The sequence below is a fragment of the Amycolatopsis balhimycina FH 1894 genome (genome assembly GCF_000384295.1).
In the GTDB taxonomy this organism is placed as follows: Bacteria; Actinomycetota; Actinomycetes; order Mycobacteriales; family Pseudonocardiaceae; genus Amycolatopsis; species Amycolatopsis balhimycina.
Genome location: NZ_KB913037.1, coordinates 6,250,769 through 6,273,333, shown reverse-complemented (window position 1 = coordinate 6,273,333; position 22,565 = coordinate 6,250,769). Strand labels below are relative to the sequence as shown.

Below are 22,565 nucleotides of genomic sequence, written 5' to 3'. Positions count from 1 at the left end.
AGCCTGACTACATGAACGCACTCCCGATCGCGAGACTCCAGTTCGCGACGACGACCTCGTTCCACTTCCTGTTCGTGCTGCTCACCCTGGGCCTGGTCACGCTGGTGGCCGTGATGCAGACGCGCTGGACCGTCGGCGGAAAGCCGGAACTGCTGCGGATGACGCGCTTCTGGGGCCGCCTCTACGTGATCAACTACGCGCTGGGGATCGTCACCGGAATCGTGATGGAGTTCCAGTTCGGGCTGACCTGGACCGGACTGTCCGCCTTCGCGGGCGACGTCTTCGGCGCGCCGCTGGCCATCGAGACGCTGGTCGCGTTCTTCCTCGAGTCGACCTTCCTCGGCCTGTGGATCTTCGGCTTCGGGCGGATGGACAAGTGGCTGCACCTGACGCTGATCTGGCTGGTCACGCTCACCGCGTATGCGTCGGCGCTGTTCATCATGCTGGCGAACTCGTTCCTGCAGAACCCGGTCGGCAGCCACGTCGAAAACGGCACGCTGCGCCTCGACGACTTCGGCGCGTTGTTCGCCAACCCGGCGCTGGTGGCGTCCCTGCCGCACGTCGCCGGCGCGGCGATCGTGACCGGCGGGTTCTTCGTCGTCGGCGTCAGCGCCTGGCACTTCCTCAAGCGCACCACCGAGGTCGAGTTCTTCCGGCGGTCGATGCGCGTCGGCGTGGTGGCGGCGCTGCTCGGCTCGGTCTTCGTGGTCAACCAGGGCTTCGCGCAGTTCGGCGAGCTGAAGATGTACCAGCCGGACAAGCTCGGCGAGAGCGCGGTGGGGGCGCCGCTGGGCGCCATGATCGGGCTCGGGTTCCTCATGTTCGCCTGCGCGATCCTCGGCACGGTGCTGCTGGTCCGGAACCGGATCACCCGGGCGCGGTTCCTGCACTACCTGATGGTCGCGGCGATCCCGTTGCCGTTCCTCGCGGCGATCATGGGCTGGCTGGTGCGCGAACTCGGCCGTCAGCCGTGGCTGGTCTGGGGGAAGCTGCGCACCGCGGACGCGATCGCGGACGTCCCCGCCGGCCAGATCCTGTTCTCCTTCATCGCTTTCACACTGCTGTTCGCCGCGCTCGCGGTCGCCGACTGGGTGCTCATGGCGCGCGTCGCCAAGCGCGGCCCGGACCCGGTCGACGAGCCCGCCGAACTGCCCGTCCTGAGCGGAGTCTGACCGATGGTGACCTTCTGGTGGTGCGTGCTGGGCTTGTTGACCTGCGGGTACTTCGCGCTGGCGGGGTACGACTACGGCGTCGGCATGCTCCTTCCCGGGTTCGAGTCCGGCGAGCGGCGGCGACGGCAGACGCTCGGCGCGCTCGGGCCGTTCTTCCTGGCCAACGAGGTGTGGCTGGTGGCCGCGGTCGGCCTGCTGTTCGGCGCGTTCCCGCACCTGGAGGGCAAGGTGTTCGCCGGGGCGTACGTCCTGGTCGTGACGCTGCTGCTGGGCCTGGTGACGTTCACGGCGTCGATGCAGCTGCGCAGCCGCCGCCCGGACGCCCGGCGCGGCGCCTGGACCGCGGGCATCGTCGGCGGCGCGCTGGTGACGGCGTTGTCCTGGGGCCTGTTCCTCGGCAACCTGATCGTCGGGCTGCCGCTGTCCCCCGACGGCTCGCCTTCGGGAGACGTGCTCGCCCTGTTCTCGCCGTACGCAGTGCTGTGGGGACTCGGGTTCGTCGCCCTGTTCTGCCTCCAGGGCGCGGCGTTCCTGGCCGTGCGCGCGCCGGCCGAACTGACCGGCCGCGCGGCACGGCTGGCTCGCGCCTTCTCGGCGCCGGTCTTCGCCTTCCTCGTCGTCGCCACGGGGTGGGGCTTCTTCGCTCTCGACGGCGTCACCGCGCTCGGCGTCGGCGTGGTGGTGCTGGCCTTCGCGGCCTTCGCCGTCGCTCACCTGGGCCTGACGGTCCGGCGGTACCGGGTGGCGCTCGTCGGTTCGATGGTGCTTTCGGCCTGCCCCGCAATGCTCGCCGGCACGCTGCGGTTCCCCACCGTGCTGGCGTCGTCCGGGTACGCCCTGACCGTCGGCCAGGCGGCGACCGCGCCGGCGACGTTCGCGGTGCTGGCCTGGTTCGCGCCGCCGGCCGTGCTGGTGCTGCTGGTGGTGCAGTGGCTGACCTGGCGCGCGCATCGCCGTCCCGTCGACCAGCACTCGCTGCTGCACTACTAAGGAGACGTCGTGCCCGCGCTACCCGGACTCCGGCGGTATCTCTGCGCGTTGAGCCTGCTCGGCGTGCTCACCGCCGCGGCGGTGCTCCTCCAGGCCGAAGGTCTCGCCACGCTGCTGACCGGCGGCGGGGTTTCGGTCTTCCTGCTCGTGGCGATCGCCGCACGGGTGCTGCTTTCGTGGAGCCACGGCGTCCTGAGTGGACGGTTCGCCGCCACGGTGCGCACCGGGCTGCGACGACGTCTGCTCGAGTCCTCTCCGGACCCCGCCGGCGTCGTCGCGACCCAGGTGACGCGCGGGGTCGACGCGACGGACAGCTACTTGACCGGGTACCTGCCGTCGCTCGTCGTGTCGGTGGTCGTGCCGGTCGCGGTGATCGCGCGGCTGTTCACGACGGACCTGACGTCGGCGCTGGTCGTCACGGGCACGTTACCGCTGATCCCGGTGTTCGCGATCCTCGTCGGCAAGCACACCCGGGCGTCCGTCCAGTGGCAGTTGCTGACGAAGCTGGGCGGGCACTTCCTCGACGTCGTGCGCGGGCTCGGCACGCTGAAGGTGTTCGGGCGGGCGCGGGCCCAGGTGCGGACAGTCCGTTCCCTGGCCGACGCCCACGCCGACGCGACGGTGAAGACGCTGCGGGTCGCGTTCCTTTCGGCGTTGGTGCTGGAACTGGTGGCGACGCTGTCGGTGGCGCTGGTGGCGGTGCCGATCGGGTTCCGGTTGCTGGCCGGGGGCATGGACGCGCGGACGGCGCTGTTGGTGCTGGTCCTGGCGCCGGAGGCCTACCTGCCGCTGCGGGCGGCGGGCGCGAAGTTCCACGCCGCGGAGGAGGGGCTGGCGGCGTTGCGGGAGGCTCTCGCGGTTCCGGTGGTCGCTTCGCGTTCGGGTGCCATTGTTCGCCGCCGGGGCGCGCCTTCGGTGGTCTTGGAACGGGTTTCGGTCTCCTACGGCGGTGTTCTCGCATTGTCCGAAGTGGACCTTTCCGTGCCCGCCGGTTCGAGTGTCGCGCTGGTGGGGCCGAGCGGGTCGGGGAAGAGCACGTTGCTGTCGGTGCTGCTGGGGTTCGTGCCGCCCACTTCGGGGCGGGTGCTGGTGGACGGGGTCGACCTGCGTTCGCTGTCGTCCGCCGGGTGGCTGGCCGACGTGGCCTGGGTCCCGCAGCGGCCGACGTTGTTCCGGGGGTCGCTGGCCGCGAACATCGCCCTTGGCGTCCCGTCGGCGGACATTGCCTCGGCCGCCCGGGCAGCGGCCCTCGATCCGGTGGCGGCGGGGTTGCCGCTGGGGTTCGAGACCCAGGTGGGCGAACTGGGTTCGGTCCTGTCGGCGGGCCAGCGGCAGCGGGTGGGAGTGGCCCGGGCGTTGGCGCGTTCGTCGGCGGGCCTGGTGCTGCTCGACGAGCCGACGGCCCGCCTGGACTCCCGCACGGAAGCGGCGGTGCTCGCAGCGACCCGCCGGCTGCTGCCTGGGCGGACCGCTGTGCTCGTCGCGCATCGGCCGGCGATGGTTTCGCTGGCCGAGCGCGTGGTGGAGCTGCGCGAGGGCCGGGTTCTTAGCGAGGTGGCGGCGTGATGTCAAATCCGTCATCCACAGGGCAGGGCGTGCTGTCGGATTCGCCCGCCACCGGGCGGCAGTTGTCCACAGATCGCCGAGCGGCCCGTTTTTCCGGGCAGGCGCGGCAAAGTCAGCCCGCTCCGCCGGTCGGCGACCCATCCAACGACATGAACGACTCGTTCATGTCATCCGACGAGGTGAACGAGTCGTTCATGACATCGCAGCAGCGACCCCAAAGCACTCCGGCAAATGGACAGGCGCCCCGGCTCAGGCGTAGCGCCCGAACGGAACTGTGGGCTGTGTCCACAAAGGACTTCCTCCGCCTCCTCCGCGCCGCGCTCCTGGGCGCCGGGGCCGAACTCGCCGCTCTCGCCCTCATGGCCACCGCCGCCTGGCTGCTGCTCCGGGCCGCCGAACGGCCTCCGCTTGCCGCGCTCACCCTCGCCATCGTCGCCGTCCGGACTCTCGCTCTCCTCCGCGGCGGCCTGCGGTACGCCGAGCGGCTCGCCGGGCACGAGGTCGTCCTGCGGTGGCTCGGTGCCCTGCGTGGCCGGGTCTACCAGGCCCTGCTGCCCGGGTCCCGGTACTCCGGCGGGGACCTCGTCACCCGGCTCGTGTCCGATGTGGACGCTCTGCAGGACGCCGTGCTGCGGTGGCTGCTGCCCGTGGGGGTCGCCGCGGTCGTCGGGCTCGTCGCCGTCGGGACCACCGCCGTCACGTCGACGCCGGCCGCGCTGGCTCTCGCGGCCGGGCTGGTCGTCGCGGGCGGGCTTCTGCCGTGGCTGGTCGTGCGCGCCACCGGCCAAGCCGCCCGGGAGAGTGCCCCGAAACGCGCCGAACTGGCCGAACGCGCCGTCGAACTCGTCACCGGGCACCGGGAGCTCGTCGCCGCCGGGGCATTCGGCGAAAACCGCGCGCGGGCGGCCGGGGTCGTCGATGACCTCGCCCGTCGCGAACGGGCCACCTCCGCCAAGACCGCCCTGCTCACCGCCGCCGGGGTGCTCGTCCAGCTGCTCACGACCATCGCCGTCGCACTGCTCGCCCACGCCTCGGTGCCGTGGACCGCCGCGCTGGCGCTCGCCGCCATGACGGCCTTCGAGGTCGTGCTCCCGCTGATCGGCGCCGCCCGGCGCGTGCCGGAGATCCGCGCGTCGGCCGCCCGCGTACGAGCCGTGCTGAGCGAACCGGCCCGCCCCGAAGGCACCCGCACTCCGCGAGAAGGACACTTCCGCCTCCGGAACGCCGGCCTGCGGTACCCGGGTCGCGCGCCCGCCCTCCACGCCGTCGACCTCGACCTTCCGCCCGGCAAGCGCGTCGGCGTCCTCGGCTCCAGCGGCGCCGGGAAGACGAGCCTCCTCAACCTCCTGCTCGGCAGCGAAACCCCCACCGAAGGCCAGGTGACCCTCGACGGCCACCCGCTCGCCGAGTACGCCGACCTTTCCCGGGTCATTTCGGGCGCCGAGGCCGACGCCCACGTCTTCCACACGACCGTCCGCGAAAACCTCCTGCTCGCGAAGCCCGACGCGAGCGACGAAGAGCTGAAGGAAGCCTGCGAAACCGCCGGGTTCGACCTGGACCTCGACCGCGACACCGGCCCGGACGGCGAAGCGCTGTCCGGCGGTCAGCGGCAGCGCCTGGTCCTGGCCCGCGCGGTCCTGGCCGCGCCGGAGGTCCTGGTGCTCGACGAGCCCGTCGAAGGCCTCGACCCCGCCCACGGCGACGCCGTCCTGGCCCGCGTCCTCGCGAAGGCGAAAGGCACCGTGGTCCTCGTCACCCACCGGCCCGAGCACCTCGACGGCTTCGACGAGGTCCTCACTCTCGAGGACGGGCGAGTACGTCCCGCATCGGCGGCCGGCCGGCGACCCGGACCTCCGTGACGTCCGGCAGCCACTCCTCGTCGACCTGCACGAACTGCGTGAACGGCGCGTCGGCGGCCGGGACCCCGCAGCGGTCCAGTGCCGTGCCCAGGATCTGCCGGGACATCACGCCCAGCTGCCGCAGCGACCGGTTCCGGTGCTTGCGGACCCCGAGGTTGACCTGCGCGAGCCCGTCGAGGCCGTAGCGCGCCTCGGCGTCGAGCAGCAGCCCGATCTCGACGCCGTACCCGGCGGCGAACGGCACCGATTCGAGGAACTCGCGCGTGCCCGCGTACTCGCCGCCGAGGGGCTGGACCAGCCCGCCGAGCGAGGGGCGCAGCGCCGAAAGCACCGGCCGCGCGAGCAGCTCGGTGACGCGCCCGCCGCCACTGCTCTCCAGCCGCAGCGGACGGCGGTAGAAGCCCTTGACCAGGTGGACGCCGCTTTCGGAGACCAGCGGCCCGAGCAGCGACGGCACGAACGCCGGGTCCGGGTCGACCAGGTCCGAGTCGAGGAAGACGACGAAGTCGCCGCTGGTCGCGGCCAGGGAACGCCACAACACCTCGCCCTTGCCGGGCACCGGCGGCACGTCCGGCAGGACGTCCTCGCGCCGGACCACCCGCGCGCCGGCCGCCTCGGCCGTTTCCACCGTGGCGTCCGTGGAACCCGAATCCATGACCACCAGCTCGTCGACCACCCCGCCGACCAGCGGTCGTATCGACGCGACGACGTCACCGACGGTCCGCTCTTCGTCCAGGGCCGGTAGCACGACCGAAACCGTCCGGTCACCCTTCGCGGCCAGGATGTCCTCGGGCGTCCAACCGGGCTCCTGCCACGTACGCCGCTCGAACCAACTCACGAGTAACGATCGTGCCATGCTGATGGCACCGCTACCGAGGAGGAGGACCAGTTGATCGCGCTGCTTGTCCGGTTCGTACTGGGACCGCTGGTCAGGGCGGTGTACCGGCCCAAGGTGCACGGCGTGGAGAACGTGCCCGCGACGGGCCCGGTGCTCCTGGCCGCCAACCACCGGGCGGCGCTCGACACCGGCGTGATCACGTTCACGACGCCGCGGCAGGTCAAGTTCCTCGGCAAGGCGGAGTACTTCGTCGGCAAGGGCGTCAAGGGCAAGCTGCTCGCCGGGTTGCTCGGCGGCCTCGGGTACGTCCCGGTCGAGCGCGGCAACGCCCAGGCCGGGCTCGCCGCGCTGGAGGCGGCCCGGAAGGTCCTCGACGCGGGCGGCGTCTTCGCGATCTATCCGGAGGGCACCCGCTCGCTGGACGGCCGGCTGCACCGCGGCCACACCGGCGTCGGCGCGCTGGCCCTGGCGACCGGCGCGAAGGTGGTCCCGGTCGCCCTGACCGGCACCGAAAACCTCCAGCCGAAGGGCGCCCGCGTCCCGCGCCCGGCGAAGATCGGCATCACGTTCGGCAAGCCCCTCGACTTCTCCCGCTACGAGGGCCAGGACTACGCGCCGGCGATCCGCCGGTCGGTCACCGACGAGGTGATGTACGCGATCCTGGAGATCTCGGGCCAGGAGTACGTCGACACCTACCACAAGCGCCCGAGCGAAGGCGTCGCCTAGATCCCCGGCGGCTCCTTCGCCCACTTCGGCGGGGCCGGCGGCTCGTACGTCTCGAACCGGTCCAGCAGCGCCGCCGGGTCGGCGTCGGCGAGCAGCAGCTCGCGGTAGGCCTGCTTGACGAACCCCTCGGCCACCATGTGGTCGGCGAACGTCAGCAGCGGCGCGTAGTAGCCGTCGACGTCGACGAGGCCGATCGGCTTGCCGTGCAGGCCGAGCTGCGCCCACGTCCAGACCTCGAACAGCTCTTCCAGGGTGCCCGCGCCGCCGGGCAGCGCGAGGAAGCCGTCGGACAGCGCCGCCATCTTGGCCTTGCGTTCGTGCATGTCCGCGACGACGTGCAGCTCGGTCAGCCCGGCGTGCGCGATCTCGACGCCGGAGAGCGCCTCCGGGATCACGCCGATCACCTCGCCGCCCGCGGCCAGCGCCGCGTCGGCCACGACGCCCATCGTGCCGACGCTCGCACCGCCGTAGACCAGGCCGATGCCGCGCTGGGCCAGCAGCTTGCCGAGCGCGGCCGCCTGCTCGGCGTAGCGCGGCGAAAAGCCCATCGACGAGCCGCAGAACACGCAGATCCGGCGCATCAGTGGGTGTCCTCCCACGCCTGGTAGGACTCCTGCACCACGCGGACGGCGTCGTCGATGTCGTCGGTGACGTGCAGCAGGTCCAGGTCGTGCGGGCTGATCTTGCCCTCGGCCAGCACCGAGCTCTTGATCCACTCGTAGAGCCCGCCCCAGTAGTCGCTGCCGAACAGCACGACCGGGAACTTCGTGACCTTCTTGGTCTGCACCAGCGTCAGCGCCTCGAACAGCTCGTCGAGCGTGCCGAAGCCGCCGGGCAGGCAGATGAAGGCCTGCGAATACTTGATGAACATCGTCTTGCGGGCGAAGAAGTACCGGAAGTTGACGCCGAGATCGACCCACGGGTTCAGGCCCTGCTCGAACGGCAGCTCGATGCCGAGGCCGACGGAGAAGCCGCCGGCTTCGGCCGCGCCCCGGTTGACCGCCTCCATCGCGCCCGGGCCACCGCCGGTCATCACCGCGAACCCGGCGTTGGCCAGCGTGGCGCCGATCTTGCGGCCGAGCTCGTACTCCGGGTTGTCACGCTTGGTGCGCGCCGAGCCGAACACGGTGACCGCGCGGGGCACCTCGGCCAGCGCGCCGAAGCCCTCGACGAACTCGGCCTGGATGCGGAGGACACGCCATGGGTCGGTGTGGACCCAGTCGCTCGGGCCACGCGAGTCCAGGAGCCGCTGGTCGGTGGTGCTGCCCTGGTCGCGGCGGTCGCGGCGGAGCACCACAGGGCCCTTGTGGCGCTCTACCGGGCGTTCGGGGTACTGGCCGTCCGGCCATTCAGACTGTTCACTCACCTCGCCATGCTACGGCGTACCCGCCGGCGAGAAGGCGGGAAGCTCGGTAGAGGTGAGGTCGATGGCGGGCCCGTTACCGGGCCATGAACGCGCATCGCCGGAGAATTCATCCGGACGAGTGCGTCTCTCTTCGCCGTCCGGTCCACTGTGGAGGCGACCGGCACCGATCGCCGAACGACGGGCTCGCCGGCGCAGGCCGAGTCCGCCTCGCAGCCCGTGTCGTCCTCCCCATCACGCATGATGCCCCTCCAATCACGGGCGATGCCCCTCCGGTCACCGAGCTTCGCGTGATCGGAGCCGGAACTCGCGTGATCGGAGCCGGAACTCGCGTGATTGAAGGGGCATCTCGCGTGATTGGGCGGGCATCTCGCGTGATTGAGGGGGCATCACTCGTGATTAGGAGGACGACACGGGTGAGCCAGGGCTGGTTCCTGAGCTGTACTAACGAATCCCGATGATCGAGATCATCCGGCGTTCGGATGGTGTCGCGGACAATCCCTACGAAAGTCGTTCCGGCGCGGAACGCGGTGAGAATCCCCTGTTGCGGCAGGGTTTGCACGATTTGAGCGGTGAATCCGTAACATACTGTTGGTCCGTTCGGCGCCTTGACGCCCGGAACCGTTGATCCTTTACTCGGATGCGTCCGGACGCATACCTCCTGTTCGCACCCCGGACACGTCTCCCCCCTTCCCCCTTACCGGACCTCGATTCTGCCTTCATGGAAGGAAGACCTCGATGACCCATCGTGGGTTCAGCACGGGCTTGGCGGCTGCCGCCGGGCTCGCCATGACGCTCGCGTTACCGGTGACCCCGGCGAGCGCAGCTTCTCAAGCCCAGCCCGCCGCGCCCGAAGTGGCGGCCGCCCGCGCGGCCGACCAGGCCGCTGCCGGCGGTCTCGACGCCCTGCGCCGTGGCCCCGCCGAAGCGTTCCAGCGCGTCGGCCTGACCGCCGGGGGCGCCGGCCTCTTCTACGGCGCCTACCAGCGGACCTACCAGGGCCTGCGGGTCGTGGGCGGGGACGCGGTCGTCGTCGCCGACGGTGCCGGGCGCGTCCGCGGCACCAGCTCCGCGGAGACCGCGCCGATCACCGTCGGGACGCAGGCACTCGTCGACGTCGCGAAGGTCACCGCCACCGCGCGCGCTCAACTGCCCACTGTGGACAGTGTGAGCACGCCGGAGAAGGTGGTGCTGGCCGGGACGAGCCCGAAGCTGGCCTACGAGGTCGTCGTCGCGGGGCGCACCGCCACGGCGCCGAGCAACCTGCACGTCTTCGTCGACGCCGCGACCGGCGCGGTGCTCGACAAGCGGGACGACGTCAAGACGTTCGGCTCCGGATCCAGGCGCCAGGACCGGACCGGCACGGCGAACCTCGCCGGCGCCGGCAACAGCTACTACGCCGGGAACGTCGCCATCGACACGACGCAGTCCGGCAGCACGTACACGATGCGTGACCCGGGCCGCACCGGCATCAGCTGCGGCCGCGAGGGTGGTTCGGTCTACAGTGGACCGGACGACGACTGGGGCAACGGCTCCGGCACCGACCTCGAAACCGGGTGCGTGGACGTGCTCTACAGCGTCCAGACCGAGTGGAAGATGCTCGCCGACTGGCTGGGCCGCAACGGCATCAACGGCAGCGGCACCGGCTACCCGGCTTCCGTGGGCCTGTCCGACGTCAACGCCTACTGGAACGGCTCGTCGACGCACTTCGGCCACTCGCAGGACAACCAGCGCCAGGCCACCTCGATGGACGTCGTCGGCCACGAGTTCGGGCACGGCGTCTTCCAGTTCACCCCGGGCGGTTCCGGTTCGGGCAACGAGACCGGCGGGATGAACGAATCGACCGACGACATCTTCGGCGCGCTCACCGAGGCGTACGCGAACAACGCCAAGGACACCCCGGACTACGAGGTCGGCGAAGGCGTCAACCTCGTCGGCGACGGCCCGATCCGCTACATGTACGACCCGTCGAAGGCCGGCGACCCGAACTGCTACTCGTCGTCGATCCCGAGCACCGAGGTGCACGCCGCGGCCGGCCCGCAGAACCACTGGTTCTACCTGCTGGCGGAGGGCTCGAACCCGGGTGGCGGCAAGCCGGCCAGCCCGACGTGCAACAGCTCGTCGGTCACCGGCATCGGCGTCCAGAAGGCCGGCCAGATCTTCTACAACGGCCTGCTGAAGAAGACCTCGTCGTGGAACCACAAGGCCGCCCGCAAGGCGACCCTCGAAGCCGCGCTCGCGCTCTTCCCGGACAGCTGCACCGAGTTCAACGCCACCAAGGCCGCGTGGAACGCCATCTCCGTCACCGCCGGCACCGGTGAGCCGGTCTGCGGCGGCGACCCGGACTACGCGGTCACGCTGAGCTCGGCGACCGGATTCGTCCGGCCGGGCGGCTCGGCCAGCGTCACGGTGAACACCGAGCTCACCTCGGGCACGGCCCAGTCGATCACGCTGTCCGCCGCCGGCCTGCCCGCCGACGCCACCGCGACGTTCAGCCCGGCGACCGTCCAGGCGGGCGACAGCTCGACGCTGACCATCACGACGTCGTCGACGACCCCGGAAGGCACCGGCCAGATCACCATCACCGCCGACGGGACCGCCACCGACCACACGGCGCAGTACGCGCTGACCGTCGACAGCTCGGTCTGCCCGCCGGTGACCAACTCGACGCGGCTCGACATCCCGGACTACCCGGGAGCGGCAGTGAGCAGCACCAGCACCGTCGCCGGCTGCGCGCGCAACGCGTCCGACACCACCAAGGTCGAGGTGCACATCACCCACACCTACCGTGGTGACCTGGTCCTCGACCTGATCGCCCCGGACGGAACCTCGTACCGCTTGAAGGGCTCCAGCAGCGACTCCGCCGACGACATCGACGCCACCTACACCGTCAACGCCTCCACCGAAGCCGCCAACGGCGACTGGAAACTCCAGATCAAGGACGCGGCCGCCATCGACACCGGCTACCTCTCCTCCTGGACGCTGACCATCTGACCCGTCCCCCAAAGCCGTGAATGGCACATTGAGGGACTTGAAGTCCCTCAATGTGCCATTCACGGCCTTTCCCCTTCCCCATAAGGAACTGGCATGACCTGGAAGACACGACTCGGCGCCGGGGTCACCGCCCTGGCCGCCGTGCTGGGTGCCGTCACCGCGCCGGCGGCCACCGCCGCACCGGCCGTGGCACTCGCCGCGCCGGACATCTCGCTGGCCAACATCAAGGCCCACCTCAACCAGCTGCAGAGCATCGCGACCAGCAACGGCGGGACGCGCTCGGCACGCGGCGGCGGCTACGCGGCCTCGGTGTCCTATGTGGAGAATCTGCTCAAGAACGCCGGGTACACGACGACGCGGCAGACCTGCACCAGCTGTCTCGGGCAGTCGCAGAACCTGATCGCGGAGTGGCCGCAGGGCGACGCGAACCAGGTGATCATGCTCGGCGCGCACCTCGACAGCGTGAGCGCCGGCCCCGGCATCAACGACAACGGCTCGGGCAGCGCGTCGATCCTCGAAGTCGCGCTGACGCTGGCCCGGACGAACCCGGCGATGGCCAAGCGCGTCCGCTTCGGCTGGTGGGCCGACGAGGAGTCCGGCCTGGTCGGTTCGAAGTACTACGTCAACAACCTGCCGAGCGCCGAGCGCACGAAGATCAAGACCTACCTCAACTTCGACATGATCGGCTCCAAGAACTGGGGCTACTTCGTCTACGACGACGTCGCTTCGATCAAGGCGATCTTCGACGAGTACTTCTCCTCGATCGGCATCCCCACCGAAGGCGACAGCGAAGGCGACGGCCGGTCCGACCACGCGTCCTTCAAGAGCGCGGGCATCCCGGTCGGCGGCCTGGCCACCGGCGCCGGCGACATCAAGAGCTCGGCGCAGGCGCAGAAGTGGGGCGGCACCGCGGGTTCGCCGTTCGACAACTGCTACCACCGCGCCTGCGACACGACGGCGAACATCCCGGACGCGCCGCTGGAGAAGAACAGCGACGCCATCGGCTACGCGCTCTGGAAGCTGGCCGTCGACGCGCCGCAGGGCAACGACTTCTCGGTCGCGGTGAACCCGGCCTCGGGGACTGTCCAACCGGGACAGTCGCTCCAGGCCGCGGTGAGCACCACGACGACGTCCGGCTCGGCGCAGTCGATCTCGCTGTCGGCAAGCGGCCTGCCGGCGGGCGCGACGGCGTCGTTCAGCCCGGCGACGATCTCCTCGGGCGGCTCCTCGACGCTGACCATCACGACGTCGTCGAGCACGCCGACCGGCACATTCGGTGTCACGGTGACCGCCGACGGCGCGAACGCCGACCACACGGCGTCGTTCTCGCTCGGTGTCGGCAGTTCGTCGTGCGCCCCGGTGACCACCTCGACGCGGCTGGACATCCCGGACTACCCGGGTGCCGCGGTCAGCAGCACGGCGAACGTCGACTGCGCGCGCAACGCGTCCGGCACCACCAAGGTCGAGGTCCACATCACCCACACCTACCGCGGTGACCTGGTCATCGACCTCGTCGCCCCGGACGGCACGGCGTACCGGCTGAAGAACTCCAGCAGCGACTCGACGCCGAACCTCGACACCACCTACACCGTCAACGCCTCCTCCGAGGCCGCGAACGGCTCCTGGCAGCTCCGCATCCGCGACGCCGGCCCGGCCGACACCGGCTACCTGTCCTCCTGGACGCTCACCGTGTAGCACCAAGTCCGTGAATGGCACATTGAGGGACTTGAAGTCCCTCAATGTGCCATTCACGGCTTTAGCCCCAACGACAGTTGTCTAGACCACCCGTTCGTCGGTAGTCAGGGGTTCCCGCGGCGCTTATGTTGGGCGGACCCGCCGCGTTCGCCCTCAACGACGATGGGAGCCGGTATGAGAACCCGTTGGCTCGGAACCCTTCTGACGGCGTTGCTCGCCGTCCCGCTGTTCGTGGCGGCTCCCGCGCAGGGGGCGGTGCGGGCCGACACGTGCGCGGTGAAGTCGCGGCCCGCCGGGAAGGTCCTCCAGGGATACTGGGAGAACTGGGACGGCGCCGCGAACGGCGTCCACCCCGGGATGGGCTGGGTCCCGATCACCGACAGCCGCCTCGCGCAGCACGGCTACAACGTCGTCAACGCGGCCTTCCCGGTCATCCGCTCCGACGGCACAGTGCTGTGGGAGAACGGGATGGACGCCGGGGTGAAGGTGTCGACGCCCGCCGAGATGTGCGCCGCGAAGGCCGCGGGCGCGACCATCCTGCTGTCCATCGGCGGCGCGGCGGCCGGGATAGACCTGTCTTCGTCGGCGGTGGCCGACAAGTTCGTCGCCACGGTCGTGCCGATCCTCAAGCAGTACAACTTCGACGGGATCGACATCGACATCGAAACCGGGCTGACGAACAGCGGGAACATCAAGACGCTCTCGGCGTCGCAGGCGAACCTGATCCGCATCATCGACGGCGTGCTGGCGAAGATGCCGTCGAACTTCGGGCTCACCATGGCGCCCGAAACCGCGTACGTGACCGGCGGCAGCATCGCCTACGGCTCGATCTGGGGCGCGTACCTGCCGATCATCAAGAAGTACGCGGACAACGGCCGGCTGTGGTGGCTCAACATGCAGTACTACAACGGCTCGATGTACGGCTGCTCCGGCGACTCTTACCAGGCCGGGACCGTGCAGGGCTTCACCGTGCAGACGCAGTGCCTGAACCAGGGCCTGGTCGTGCAGGGCACGACGATCCGCGTCCCCTACGACAAGCAGGTCCCCGGCCTGCCCGCGCAGCCCGGCGCGGGTGGCGGGTACATGTCGCCGAGCCTGGTTTCCCAGGCGTGGCGCTCGGTTCCGGGCCTGAAGGGCCTGATGGACTGGTCGATCAACTGGGACGGCTCGAAGGGCTGGACGTTCGGCAACAACGTGAAATCCCTGCAGGGCCGCTGATCCGAAAGCCGTGAATGGCACATTGAGGGACTTGGAGTCCCTCAATGTGCCATTCACGGACTTGTGCGGTCAGGAGTCCCCGGCCGGGATCGGGTCGTTGTACTCGCCCGGCGGGCCGGCGTACTCGCGGCCGCCGTCCGGGAACGGCCACGGGTTCGGGACGCAGCCGTGCAGCCCGAGCGTCTGCTGCTCCATCACCGGCGCCGGGCGGCCCGGGCCCGGGCACAGCTCGTGGCCCTGGCCCAGCCGGTGGCCGGTTTCGTGGGTGACCATGTACTGGCGGTAGACGTCGATCGGGGCGCCGTAGTTCGGCACGGCGTTGGCCCAGCGGGCGACGTTGAGCACGACGTTGCTGCCGTTGCGGCAAGACGTGTAGCCGTCCGGGGTGCCGCCACACAGCTTGTCGCGGCTGGCCGGGGTGGCCAGGTAGATGGTGAAGTCGGCCATGTCGGCCGGCCCGACCTGCTGCAGCCGCCACTGGCCGCCGCCGGTCCAGCCGCGCGGGTCGCCGAGGATCCCGCGGATCCGCCGGGCGAAGTCGGCGGGCCCGACGCCGTCGATGTCGGTCTCCAGCGCGATCCGGTAGCGCATGAGCCTGCCCTGCGTACCGGCGACCTCGTCGCTGCCCGGCGTGAACATCCACTGGCCGGAGCCGGTCTGCGGGAACGTGATGGCGACCTCGACGGGCGTGGGCTGTATGACGGGCTCGCGTTCGGCGGGCGGCGGCGGGATCGAGGTGGCGTCCGCGATAGCGGTGACGATCGGACCGGCCGCCGGCGCGGCGACGGGCTGTCGTTCTCCACAGGCGGCCACCGCTCCGCACACCGCCACGGCGAGCACGGCGACGGCCGCCGCCCGTCTCGCGCTGTTCGGCATCGGTCCTCCCCTGGTGCACGGTTCCCCAGGGAATACGGCCCGCGACGAGGAAAAGTTGCGGTGACGTCCGACCCCGGAGCGTCACCGCAGCTCAGCACCGCCCAGTGTGACGACCGCCACTGAGCACTCAGGCCAGGAACTTGCGGAGGACGTCGGCGACCTGGCCGATCTCCTCGATCCGGACGTTCTCCTGCTGCGTGTGCGCCAGCGTCGGGTCGCCGGGGCCGAAGTTCACCGCCGGCATGCCGCGCGCCGCGAAGCGCGCGACGTCCGTCCACCCCAGCTTCGCCGCCGCGCGGCCGCCCGCCGCCGCCACCAGCTCCGCCGCCGCCGGCGCGGACAGGCCCGGCAGCGCACCCGGCGAAAGGTCCACAACGGACAGTTCGAATCCGTCGAACACCTCGCGCAGGTGCCGCTCGGCCGCCGCCGGGTCGCGGTCCGGGGCGAACCGGTGGTTGACCGTCAGGACGGCCGCGTCCGGGACGACGTTGCCCGCCACCCCGCCGCCGACCGCCGTCGCCTGCAGGCCCTCGCGGTAGGTCAGGCCGTCGATGTCGACGATCCGCGGCGTGTACTCCGCCAGCCGCCGCAGCGGCTCGGCGAGCGCGTGGATCGCGTTCTCGCCCATCCACGACCGCGCGGTGTGCGCGCGCTTGCCGGAAAACCGCAGCTCGACGCGCATGGTGCCCTGGCAGCCGGCCTCGATCACGCCGTTCGACGGCTCGCCGACGATCGCCAGGTCCCCGGCCAGCCACTCCGGCAGCTCGCGCTCGATCCGGCCGAGGCCGTTCTTGACCGCTTCGACCTCTTCGTTGTCGTAGAAGACGAAGGTGACGTCGTGCTTCGGCTCCGGAAGCGTCGCCGCGAGGTGCAGGAAGACCGCGTCGCCGCCCTTCATGTCGACCGTGCCGAGGCCGTGCAGGAACTCGTCATCGCGCCGCGAAGGGAAGTTGCCGTTCTCCGGCACGGTGTCGAGGTGCCCGGCGAGCACGACCCGCGACGGGCGGCCGAGGTTCGTCCGCGCGAGGACGGCGTCGCCGTTTCGGACGACCTCGAGGTGCGGCGCCTGCTTCTCGAGCGCCTCCTGCACGAGCGCCGCGAGTTCGGCCTCCGACCCGGACACGCTGAAGACGTCCACCAGCGCTGCGGTCAGGTCCACCGGGTCGGCGTGCAGGTCGAGACTCATGCCCGGCACGCTACCGTGAGGGTGTGCGTAGGTTCCCGGTCGCCGTGGGCGGCGCGTTGCTGGTCCTGGTCCTGTCCGGCTGCGGCAACGAGGCGGGCCCGGCCCCCAAGCAGGGCGGCGAGCCCGGCCCGGACGCCCTCCCGACCAAGCTGGACGCGCTGACCGCGGACCAGTGCTACGCGAGCCCGCGCACCCAGCTGCCGAAGGGCTGCGAGAAGTACGTCACCGAGGTCGCCAACGTGCCGGGCGCGGCCCGCAAGCGCGCGGACGACCGCGACCCGCAGCTGGTCGCCGAGGCGGGCGCACTGGAGAAGGCCGTCGCGGAGTTCCGTGGCGCGGGCTGCACCACCGTGCCGTCCCCCGGCGGCCCGTGCTCGCAGGCGCTGGTCGACATCGCCGGGGCGCTCTCGGGCCTGAAGAAGCAGGTAGACGCGCGGCCCACGAGTGGTTGATCCGCGTCACTCCACTACGGTGAAGGCCGTGAGCGAGCAGAGCCCGAACCCCGAAACGACCGGCGCCAGCGGCGTCGGGCTGGCCACCGTCACCCCCGAAGGGACGGTCCTCGACACCTGGTACCCGCACCCCAAGCTGACCGAAGGCGGCACGCCCGGCACCGAGCGGCTCAGCGTCGGCGAGGCCACCGAGCTGCTCGGCGAGGCCGCCGCGGCGCTGCTCGGCCCGGACACCGACCGCGGGGTGGAGGTCGTCGCCGTGCGCACCACGATCGGCAGGCTGGCCGACGCGCCCGCGGACACGCACGACATCTACCTGCGGCTCCACCTGCTCTCGCACCGGCTGGTCCGCCCGCACGGCCAGAACCTCGACGGCCTGTTCGGCCTGCTGGCCAACGTCGTGTGGACCAACCACGGCCCGTGCCCGGTCGAGGGTTTCGAGACGACGCGGCTGCGGCTGCGGGCGCGCGGCCCGGTGACCGTGTACAGCGTCGACAAGTTCCCGCGGATGGTGGACTACGTCATGCCGACGGGCGTCCGGATCGGCGACGCGGACCGCGTGCGGCTCGGCGCGCACCTGGCGTCCGGCACCACCGTGATGCACGAGGGCTTCGTCAACTTCAACGCCGGCACGCTCGGCGCGTCGATGGTCGAGGGCCGGATCTCGGCCGGCGTGGTGGTCGGCGACGGCTCGGACGTCGGCGGCGGCGCGTCGATCATGGGCACGCTGTCGGGCGGCGGCAAGGAGACGATCTCGCTGGGCGAGCGCTGCCTGATCGGCGCGAACGGCGGCGTCGGGATCTCGCTGGGCGACGACTCGGTCGTCGAGGCCGGCCTGTACGTGACGGCGGGGACGAAGGTCGTCGTCGAAGGCAAGGTCGTCAAGGCCCGCGAGCTCAACGGCATCTCGGGCGCGGTCTTCCGCCGCAACTCGGCGACCGGCGCGGTCGAGGTCGTGCCGCGAACCGGCATCGGCGTCGAGCTGAACGCGGCGCTGCACGCCAACGACTGACCTCTGCTTCGTGAAGGCCACCTTGAGGAACTTGTAGTTCCTCAAGGTGGCCTTCACGAACTTTGGGCGAGGCCGAGTTGTTCACCTACCATTCATCTGGTGACCACCGGATCGTTGCCTCGTACTCCCGCTGACCTCGGCCTGCCGGAACTCCCGGTCGAGGCGCGCCCGGCCGATCCCGCGGTCGACCACGTGCGGGCCAAGCTGGACCGGGAGATCCGCGCCCTGCTCGCCCACGAATCCGGCACGCGCTCGGGCGCCGACCCCGAGGACCTGCACCAGATGCGCGTCGCGCTGCGACGGATGCGCAGCGTGCTCAAGCTGTCCGGCACCCTGGTCGGGGACGGCGCCGAGCCGGTGCGCGCGGAGCTGGGCTGGCTCGGCCAATCGCTCGGCGAGGTGCGGGACTACGACGTCCTCATCGGGCACCTGCGCGAGCTCATCGCCGGCTTCGAGGTCCGCGACCAGGCCCCCGGCCACCGTCTCGTGTCCCGGTTCGTCGCCGAACGCGCGACGGCGAAGCGGCGGCTGACCCGGGCGCTGTCCAGTGCCCGCTATTCGACGCTGCTGCGGGAGGTCAGCCTGCTGACCCGGGAGCGCGACGCGGCCGCCGAGGAGGCGGAGCGGCCGCACGACCTGATCGCCGGTCTGGCGAAGCCGCACCGCAAGCTCGCCAAGGCCGTCCGCGCGCTGCCCGCCGACCCGCCGGACGACGACCTGCACGCCCTGCGCATCCACGGCAAGAAGCTCCGCTACGCCGCCGAGCTGGCCCAGACGTCGGCGAAGAAGAAGCAGGCCGAGCGGATCAAGAACCTGCTCAAGGCGACGAAGGACTTCCAGACCGTGCTGGGCGACCACCAGGACGCGGTGATCGCCGCCGAGCGGATGCGCACGGTGCTGGAGTCCGCCAACGGCCCGGTCGGGTTCGTCGCCGGCCGGATCGCCGAGCACGAGCTGGGCCGCCGCGCCGAAGCCCGCGCGATCTGGCGAGACTCCTGGGAGGCGGTCGACGCCGCCGCCAAGGCCCTCCACGCCTGACCTGACCGGACGTCATGAACGACCCTTTCCTGACGTCCGGCGACATGAACGACTCTTTCCTGACGTTCGGAAGCCCTCTCAGGACATCGACCAGACGTAACCGTCCGGGCGGATGAGGACTCGCGCGCCCGGCTGCACGTCGTAAGCCGCGTAGGCGTGGCCACCCTCGTCGACCAGGTCCGTGCCCGTCGCGATGCTGCCCGCCGGGAGGATCCGGTAGCCGGACGTCGGGCCGTCGCCGAAGACCAGCTCGGTGGCGTGCGGGCCGCGGAACAGCTCGAACAGGCGGACGCGCTTGCCGTTCGCGTCCACCAGCGGCGCGTCCGGCGCGCGGTCGCCCGGGCGCAGGGACCCCGTGCCGGCCGGCGACAGCGGGCCGCCGCGGTAGGTGATGTCCAGCTGCTGGGTTTCCTCGCCGCGCCGGTCCGCGTCCTCGTCGCCGTCGACGTACTTCTGCATCAGGCCGGTCGTGATCCCCAGCACGCGGGCCGCGACGGTCCGCCGTTCGATTTCGTAGCTGTCGAGGAGCTCCGGCGAGCCGTCGGCCAGTTTCCAGCCCAGGTTGTAGCCGTCCTGGATGCCGGTGTTCAGCCCCTGGCCCCCGGTCGGCGGGTGGACGTGCGCCGCGTCGCCGGCCAGGAAGACGCGGCCGTCGCGGAACCGCGCCGCGAGCCGCACGTTCGGCCGCCACACCGTCGACCAGGCCAGGTCCGACAGCGTGATGCCGCCGCCGGTGACCGCGTCGAGCCGCGCCTGCACGGCGGGCAACGCCGTCTCGGACTCGAGGTCGCCGTCGCCGAGCGGGGACCCGAACTGGAAGTGCGGGGTGCCCGGCAGCGGGCTGAACATCATGCCCTGCATGGGGTTGTCCGTCGCGCCGAACCGGTGCCCGTATCCGCGGTCGAGGCCGTCGGCCCGGACGTCGCCGAGCAGCATCCGGATCGACTCGTCCGTGGTGCCTTCGAAGGCGATCCCCAGCGCCTTGCGCACGAAGCTCTTGCCGCCGTCGGCGCCGACCAGATACGCCGACCGCACGGTCTCGCCCGTGCTCAGGGTCGCCGTGACGCCGTCGGCGTCCTGCTCGAACCCGGTCAGCGCGGTGTTCAGTTCGACGCGGACGCCGAACTCGGCCAGCCGGTCGCGCAGGATGCCCTCGGTCTGCGACTGACCGAGGAACCACGCGCCCGGGTACGGCGTGTCCGGCGTCGGCTCGAGCACGTCGAACATGAAGCGCTCGTCGACCAGCGTCCCGCCGACGTAGACGCGGGTCGGGACCGGCGCGGCCCCCTGCGCCAGTACCGCGTCGAGCACGCCGAGGTCCTCGAAGACCTCCATCGTGCGGGGCTGGAGCCCGTCGCCGCGTGAGCCGGCGAAGTACGTCTCGGCCTTGTCGATGATCCGCACCGGGACGTCCCGGCGCGCCAGCTCGATGGCCAGCGTCAGCCCGGTCGGTCCCGCCCCCGCGATCAGCACCTGTGTACTCATGTCGCCCTCCCAGTGAATTAGAATTCAGTGAATCTGGATTCAGAATGACGCTGCTAGCGTCCCGTGTCAAGGAGGTGACGGTGAACCGCAAGGAGAAGGCCGCCGAGACCGAGAGCGCGCTCAAGGCCGCGGCCAAGCGCGTCTTCGCCCGGAAGGGCTACCTGAACACGAAGATCACCGACATCACCGCCGAAGCGGGCCGGGCCGCTGGGTCGTTCTACAACCACTTCGCGGGCAAGGAAGAGCTGCTCGAAGCCCTGCTCCAGGACATCGCCGCGTCAGGCGACGAGAGCGCTGACAGCGAAGACCACTTGGCCGACTTCAGCGACCCGACGGCCGTGCGCTGGCACATCAGGCAGTACTGGACCTTCTACCGGGAGAACGCCGCGACCATGCTGGCCCTGCGCCAGGCGGCGATGGTCAGCGAATCGTTCGCCCGCACGGTGGCGAAGTTCGGCGCGACGCAGGCCGCCGACCTCGACGACCACCTCGCGCACATCACCCGTGCCGGCCTGAGCCTGCCGGCGACGCCCGACCGCTGCGGCATGCTCATCTACAACCTCGTCGACTCGTTCGCGGCGACGTGGCTGCACGGCTCGCCGCCGGACTGGACGCCGCCGACCGACGAGGAAGCGATCGAACTGCTCACCCGGTTCGTCTACCGGGGCCTCACCGGCCGCGACTACTGAGTCAGCCGCTGCACGGCGGCGTCGACCCGCTCGTCCGTCGCGGTCAGCGCGACCCGGACGTGATTGCCGCCCTTCGGGCCGTAGAACGAGCCGGGAGCGACGAGGATCCCGCGTTCGGCGAGCCAGGCGAGCGTGGTCTGCGCGTCTTCGTCCCTGGTCGCCCAGAGGTACAGGCCCGCTTCGGAGTGGTCGACGCGGAACCCGTTGTCCCCGAACGCCTTCCGCAGGGCAAGCCGGCGGCGGGCGTAGCGCTCGCGTTGGGCCGCCAGTGCCTCGTCGTCGGTCAGGGCGGCGACCATCGCCTCCTGGACCGGGCGCGGCACGATCATGCCGGCGTGCTTGCGGATCTCCAGCAGCTGCTTGATCAGCCGGGGATCACCGGTCAGGAACCCGGCGCGGTAGCTGGCCAGGTTCGCCGACTTCGACAGCGAGTGCACGGCGATCAGCCCGTCCGGCCGGCCGTCGCAGACGTCCGGGTGCAGGATCGACAGCGGCTCGGTCTCCCAGCCCAGCGCCAGGTAGCACTCGTCGGAGACCACGACGACGTCGCGTTCGCGCGCCCACTCGACGACCTTGCGCAGGTGCTCGACCGGCAGCACCTGGCCGGTCGGGTTGGACGGCGAGTTCAGCCAGATCATCGACGGCCGCTGCGGGCCCAGCGCGGTCAGGCCGTCGGCCCGCAGGATCGACGCGCCCGCCAGGAGCACCCCGACCTCGTACGTCGGGTACGCCAGCTCCGGGATGACGACGACATCACCGGGACCGAAGCCGAGCAGCCGCGGCAGCCAGGCCACGGCTTCCTTCGACCCGATCGTCGGGAGCACGGCGTCCGGCTCGATGCCGGTCACACCGTGCCGGCGGCCGAGCGCGGCGATGGCGGCCGCGCGCAGCGCCGGGGTGCCGTGCGTGGTCGGGTACCCGGGGATCTCCGAGACCGACGCGAGCGCGTCGCGGATGCCGGCCGGGACCGGGTCGACCGGGGTACCGATGGAGAGATCGACGACCCCACCGGGATGCGCCTGCGCCGTGGCCTTGACCTCGGCGAGCGAATCCCAGGGGAAGTCGGGCAGGGCGACGCGGTTCATTCGCCCTGCGGGGGCAGCGCCTTGATGAACGCCGGGTCGTGCGCGGTCTTGCCCACCTTGGACGCGCCGCCGGGCGAGCCCAGCTCGTCGAAGAAGTCGACGTTGGCCTTGGTGTAGTCCGACCAGTTGTCCGGGACGTCGTCCTCGTAGTAGATCGCCTCGACCGGGCAGACCGGCTCGCAGGCGCCGCAGTCGACGCACTCGTCCGGGTGGATGTACAGCATCCGCTCGCCCTCGTAGATGCAGTCCACGGGGCACTCGTCGATACACGCCTTGTCGAGCACGTCGACGCAGGGCTCGGCGATCACGTAGGTCACTGCG

Annotated in this window: 20 protein-coding genes; 12 read left to right on the top strand and 8 right to left on the bottom strand. The window is 71.0% G+C overall.

The annotated features are described in order from the left end of the window. The first annotated feature begins 11 nt into the window (after window positions 1–11). The 4 genes from A3CE_RS0128710 (at window position 12) to cydC (ending at window position 5,587) form a co-directional block, all read left to right on the top strand. Entirely contained in the window at window positions 12–1,172 is a 1,161-nt protein-coding gene (locus tag A3CE_RS0128710) for a cytochrome ubiquinol oxidase subunit I (protein WP_020643550.1), read from the top strand. A 3-nt stretch (window positions 1,173–1,175) separates the two neighbouring features. Then, complete coding sequence (locus A3CE_RS0128705; RefSeq protein WP_020643549.1) at window positions 1,176–2,162, top strand: cytochrome d ubiquinol oxidase subunit II; 987 nt, start codon at window positions 1,176–1,178, stop codon at window positions 2,160–2,162. A 9-nt stretch (window positions 2,163–2,171) separates the two neighbouring features. After that, window positions 2,172–3,728, top strand: coding sequence for a thiol reductant ABC exporter subunit CydD (gene cydD / locus A3CE_RS0128700; RefSeq protein ID WP_051183792.1), 1,557 nt, complete (start codon window positions 2,172–2,174; stop codon window positions 3,726–3,728). Between the two features lie 281 nt (window positions 3,729–4,009). Beyond that, a complete protein-coding gene (gene cydC, locus A3CE_RS0128690; RefSeq protein WP_020643547.1) occupies window positions 4,010–5,587 on the top strand; it encodes a thiol reductant ABC exporter subunit CydC in 1,578 nt (525 codons plus the stop codon). On the opposite strand, the gene A3CE_RS0128685 is transcribed toward cydC, so the two are convergent. Then, window positions 5,523–6,425, bottom strand: a complete 903-nt coding sequence (locus tag A3CE_RS0128685; RefSeq protein WP_020643546.1) for a glucosyl-3-phosphoglycerate synthase — start codon at window positions 6,423–6,425, stop codon at window positions 5,523–5,525. The genes cydC and A3CE_RS0128685 overlap by 65 nt on opposite strands. A 51-nt stretch (window positions 6,426–6,476) precedes the next feature. Between A3CE_RS0128685 and A3CE_RS0128680 the strand changes: the two genes are divergently transcribed. Then, window positions 6,477–7,151: a lysophospholipid acyltransferase family protein gene (locus tag A3CE_RS0128680; protein ID WP_020643545.1), complete on the top strand. Its 675-nt coding sequence runs from the start codon at window positions 6,477–6,479 to the stop codon at window positions 7,149–7,151. Here A3CE_RS0128680 and A3CE_RS0128675 read toward each other — a convergent pair. Both A3CE_RS0128675 and A3CE_RS0128670 read right to left on the bottom strand, forming a co-directional pair. Continuing rightward, window positions 7,148–7,732: an LOG family protein gene (locus A3CE_RS0128675; protein WP_020643544.1), complete on the bottom strand. Its 585-nt coding sequence runs from the start codon at window positions 7,730–7,732 to the stop codon at window positions 7,148–7,150. The two genes, A3CE_RS0128680 and A3CE_RS0128675, sit on opposite strands and share 4 nt — an antisense overlap. Continuing rightward, window positions 7,732–8,517, bottom strand: coding sequence for an LOG family protein (locus A3CE_RS0128670; protein ID WP_026468965.1), 786 nt, complete (start codon window positions 8,515–8,517; stop codon window positions 7,732–7,734). The genes A3CE_RS0128675 and A3CE_RS0128670 overlap by 1 nt, the downstream gene beginning before the upstream one ends. A 735-nt stretch (window positions 8,518–9,252) precedes the next feature. Between A3CE_RS0128670 and A3CE_RS0128665 the strand changes: the two genes are divergently transcribed. The 3 genes from A3CE_RS0128665 (at window position 9,253) to A3CE_RS0128655 (ending at window position 14,421) form a co-directional block, all read left to right on the top strand. Beyond that, the gene (locus tag A3CE_RS0128665; protein WP_026468964.1) at window positions 9,253–11,508 is read left to right on the top strand and encodes a M4 family metallopeptidase; all 2,256 of its coding nucleotides are present in this window, start codon (window positions 9,253–9,255) and stop codon (window positions 11,506–11,508) included. 93 nt (window positions 11,509–11,601) lie between these two features. Next, the gene (locus A3CE_RS0128660) at window positions 11,602–13,203 is read left to right on the top strand and encodes a M28 family metallopeptidase (protein WP_020643541.1); all 1,602 of its coding nucleotides are present in this window, start codon (window positions 11,602–11,604) and stop codon (window positions 13,201–13,203) included. A 174-nt stretch (window positions 13,204–13,377) separates the two neighbouring features. Continuing rightward, complete coding sequence (locus A3CE_RS0128655; protein ID WP_020643540.1) at window positions 13,378–14,421, top strand: chitinase; 1,044 nt, start codon at window positions 13,378–13,380, stop codon at window positions 14,419–14,421. Between the two features lie 69 nt (window positions 14,422–14,490). Here the strand turns inward: A3CE_RS0128655 and A3CE_RS0128650 are convergent, their stop codons facing one another. After that, the gene (locus A3CE_RS0128650; protein WP_020643539.1) at window positions 14,491–15,297 is read right to left on the bottom strand and encodes a DUF3152 domain-containing protein; all 807 of its coding nucleotides are present in this window, start codon (window positions 15,295–15,297) and stop codon (window positions 14,491–14,493) included. A gap of 127 nt (window positions 15,298–15,424) precedes the next feature. Beyond that, window positions 15,425–16,483 carry a succinyl-diaminopimelate desuccinylase gene (dapE, locus tag A3CE_RS0128645; RefSeq protein WP_020643538.1) on the bottom strand — a complete coding sequence of 353 codons (1,059 nt, stop codon included), beginning with the start codon at window positions 16,481–16,483 and terminating at the stop codon, window positions 15,425–15,427. A 44-nt stretch (window positions 16,484–16,527) separates the two neighbouring features. Between dapE and A3CE_RS0128640 the strand changes: the two genes are divergently transcribed. The 3 genes from A3CE_RS0128640 to A3CE_RS0128630 all read left to right on the top strand — a co-directional run bounded on the left by A3CE_RS0128640 (window position 16,528) and on the right by A3CE_RS0128630 (window position 18,985). Then, entirely contained in the window at window positions 16,528–16,935 is a 408-nt protein-coding gene (locus tag A3CE_RS0128640) for a hypothetical protein (protein WP_020643537.1), read from the top strand. 28 nt (window positions 16,936–16,963) lie between these two features. Further along, window positions 16,964–17,947 carry a 2,3,4,5-tetrahydropyridine-2,6-dicarboxylate N-succinyltransferase gene (gene dapD, locus A3CE_RS0128635; RefSeq protein WP_026468962.1) on the top strand — a complete coding sequence of 328 codons (984 nt, stop codon included), beginning with the start codon at window positions 16,964–16,966 and terminating at the stop codon, window positions 17,945–17,947. Between the two features lie 99 nt (window positions 17,948–18,046). After that, the gene (locus A3CE_RS0128630; RefSeq protein ID WP_020643535.1) at window positions 18,047–18,985 is read left to right on the top strand and encodes a CHAD domain-containing protein; all 939 of its coding nucleotides are present in this window, start codon (window positions 18,047–18,049) and stop codon (window positions 18,983–18,985) included. Between the two features lie 78 nt (window positions 18,986–19,063). On the opposite strand, the gene A3CE_RS0128625 is transcribed toward A3CE_RS0128630, so the two are convergent. Further along, window positions 19,064–20,470: an FAD-dependent monooxygenase gene (locus A3CE_RS0128625; protein WP_026468961.1), complete on the bottom strand. Its 1,407-nt coding sequence runs from the start codon at window positions 20,468–20,470 to the stop codon at window positions 19,064–19,066. A 44-nt stretch (window positions 20,471–20,514) separates the two neighbouring features. Here A3CE_RS0128625 and A3CE_RS0128620 point away from each other — a divergent pair, with 44 nt between their 5' ends. Continuing rightward, window positions 20,515–21,159, top strand: a complete 645-nt coding sequence (locus A3CE_RS0128620) for a TetR/AcrR family transcriptional regulator (protein WP_020643533.1) — start codon at window positions 20,515–20,517, stop codon at window positions 21,157–21,159. Here the strand turns inward: A3CE_RS0128620 and dapC are convergent. Together dapC and fdxA are read right to left on the bottom strand one after the other, a co-directional pair. Next, a complete protein-coding gene (gene dapC / locus A3CE_RS0128615) occupies window positions 21,153–22,244 on the bottom strand; it encodes a succinyldiaminopimelate transaminase (RefSeq protein ID WP_020643532.1) in 1,092 nt (363 codons plus the stop codon). The genes A3CE_RS0128620 and dapC overlap by 7 nt on opposite strands. Beyond that, window positions 22,241–22,561 (bottom strand): ferredoxin, encoded by a 321-nt coding sequence (gene fdxA / locus A3CE_RS0128610; protein WP_003083029.1) that lies wholly within the window; start codon window positions 22,559–22,561, stop codon window positions 22,241–22,243. The genes dapC and fdxA overlap by 4 nt, the downstream gene beginning before the upstream one ends. Window positions 22,562–22,565: the final 4 nt, after the last annotated feature.

What these genes read in the sequence shown, in the direction of transcription:
- A3CE_RS0128665 (WP_026468964.1), top strand. Translation starts at nt 9,253, where the DNA reads ATGACCCATCGTGGGTTCAGCACGGGCTTGGCGGCTGCCGCCGGGCTC.
- A3CE_RS0128710 (WP_020643550.1), top strand. Translation starts at nt 12, where the DNA reads ATGAACGCACTCCCGATCGCGAGACTCCAGTTCGCGACGACGACCTCG.
- A3CE_RS0128655 (WP_020643540.1), top strand. Translation starts at nt 13,378, where the DNA reads ATGAGAACCCGTTGGCTCGGAACCCTTCTGACGGCGTTGCTCGCCGTC.
- dapE (WP_020643538.1), bottom strand. Translation starts at nt 16,483, where the DNA reads ATGAGTCTCGACCTGCACGCCGACCCGGTGGACCTGACCGCAGCGCTG.
- A3CE_RS0128620 (WP_020643533.1), top strand. Translation starts at nt 20,515, where the DNA reads ATGACGCTGCTAGCGTCCCGTGTCAAGGAGGTGACGGTGAACCGCAAG.
- A3CE_RS0128650 (WP_020643539.1), bottom strand. Translation starts at nt 15,297, where the DNA reads ATGCCGAACAGCGCGAGACGGGCGGCGGCCGTCGCCGTGCTCGCCGTG.
- A3CE_RS0128625 (WP_026468961.1), bottom strand. Translation starts at nt 20,470, where the DNA reads ATGAGTACACAGGTGCTGATCGCGGGGGCGGGACCGACCGGGCTGACG.
- A3CE_RS0128705 (WP_020643549.1), top strand. Translation starts at nt 1,176, where the DNA reads ATGGTGACCTTCTGGTGGTGCGTGCTGGGCTTGTTGACCTGCGGGTAC.
- A3CE_RS0128675 (WP_020643544.1), bottom strand. Translation starts at nt 7,732, where the DNA reads ATGCGCCGGATCTGCGTGTTCTGCGGCTCGTCGATGGGCTTTTCGCCG.
- A3CE_RS0128660 (WP_020643541.1), top strand. Translation starts at nt 11,602, where the DNA reads ATGACCTGGAAGACACGACTCGGCGCCGGGGTCACCGCCCTGGCCGCC.
- dapC (WP_020643532.1), bottom strand. Translation starts at nt 22,244, where the DNA reads ATGAACCGCGTCGCCCTGCCCGACTTCCCCTGGGATTCGCTCGCCGAG.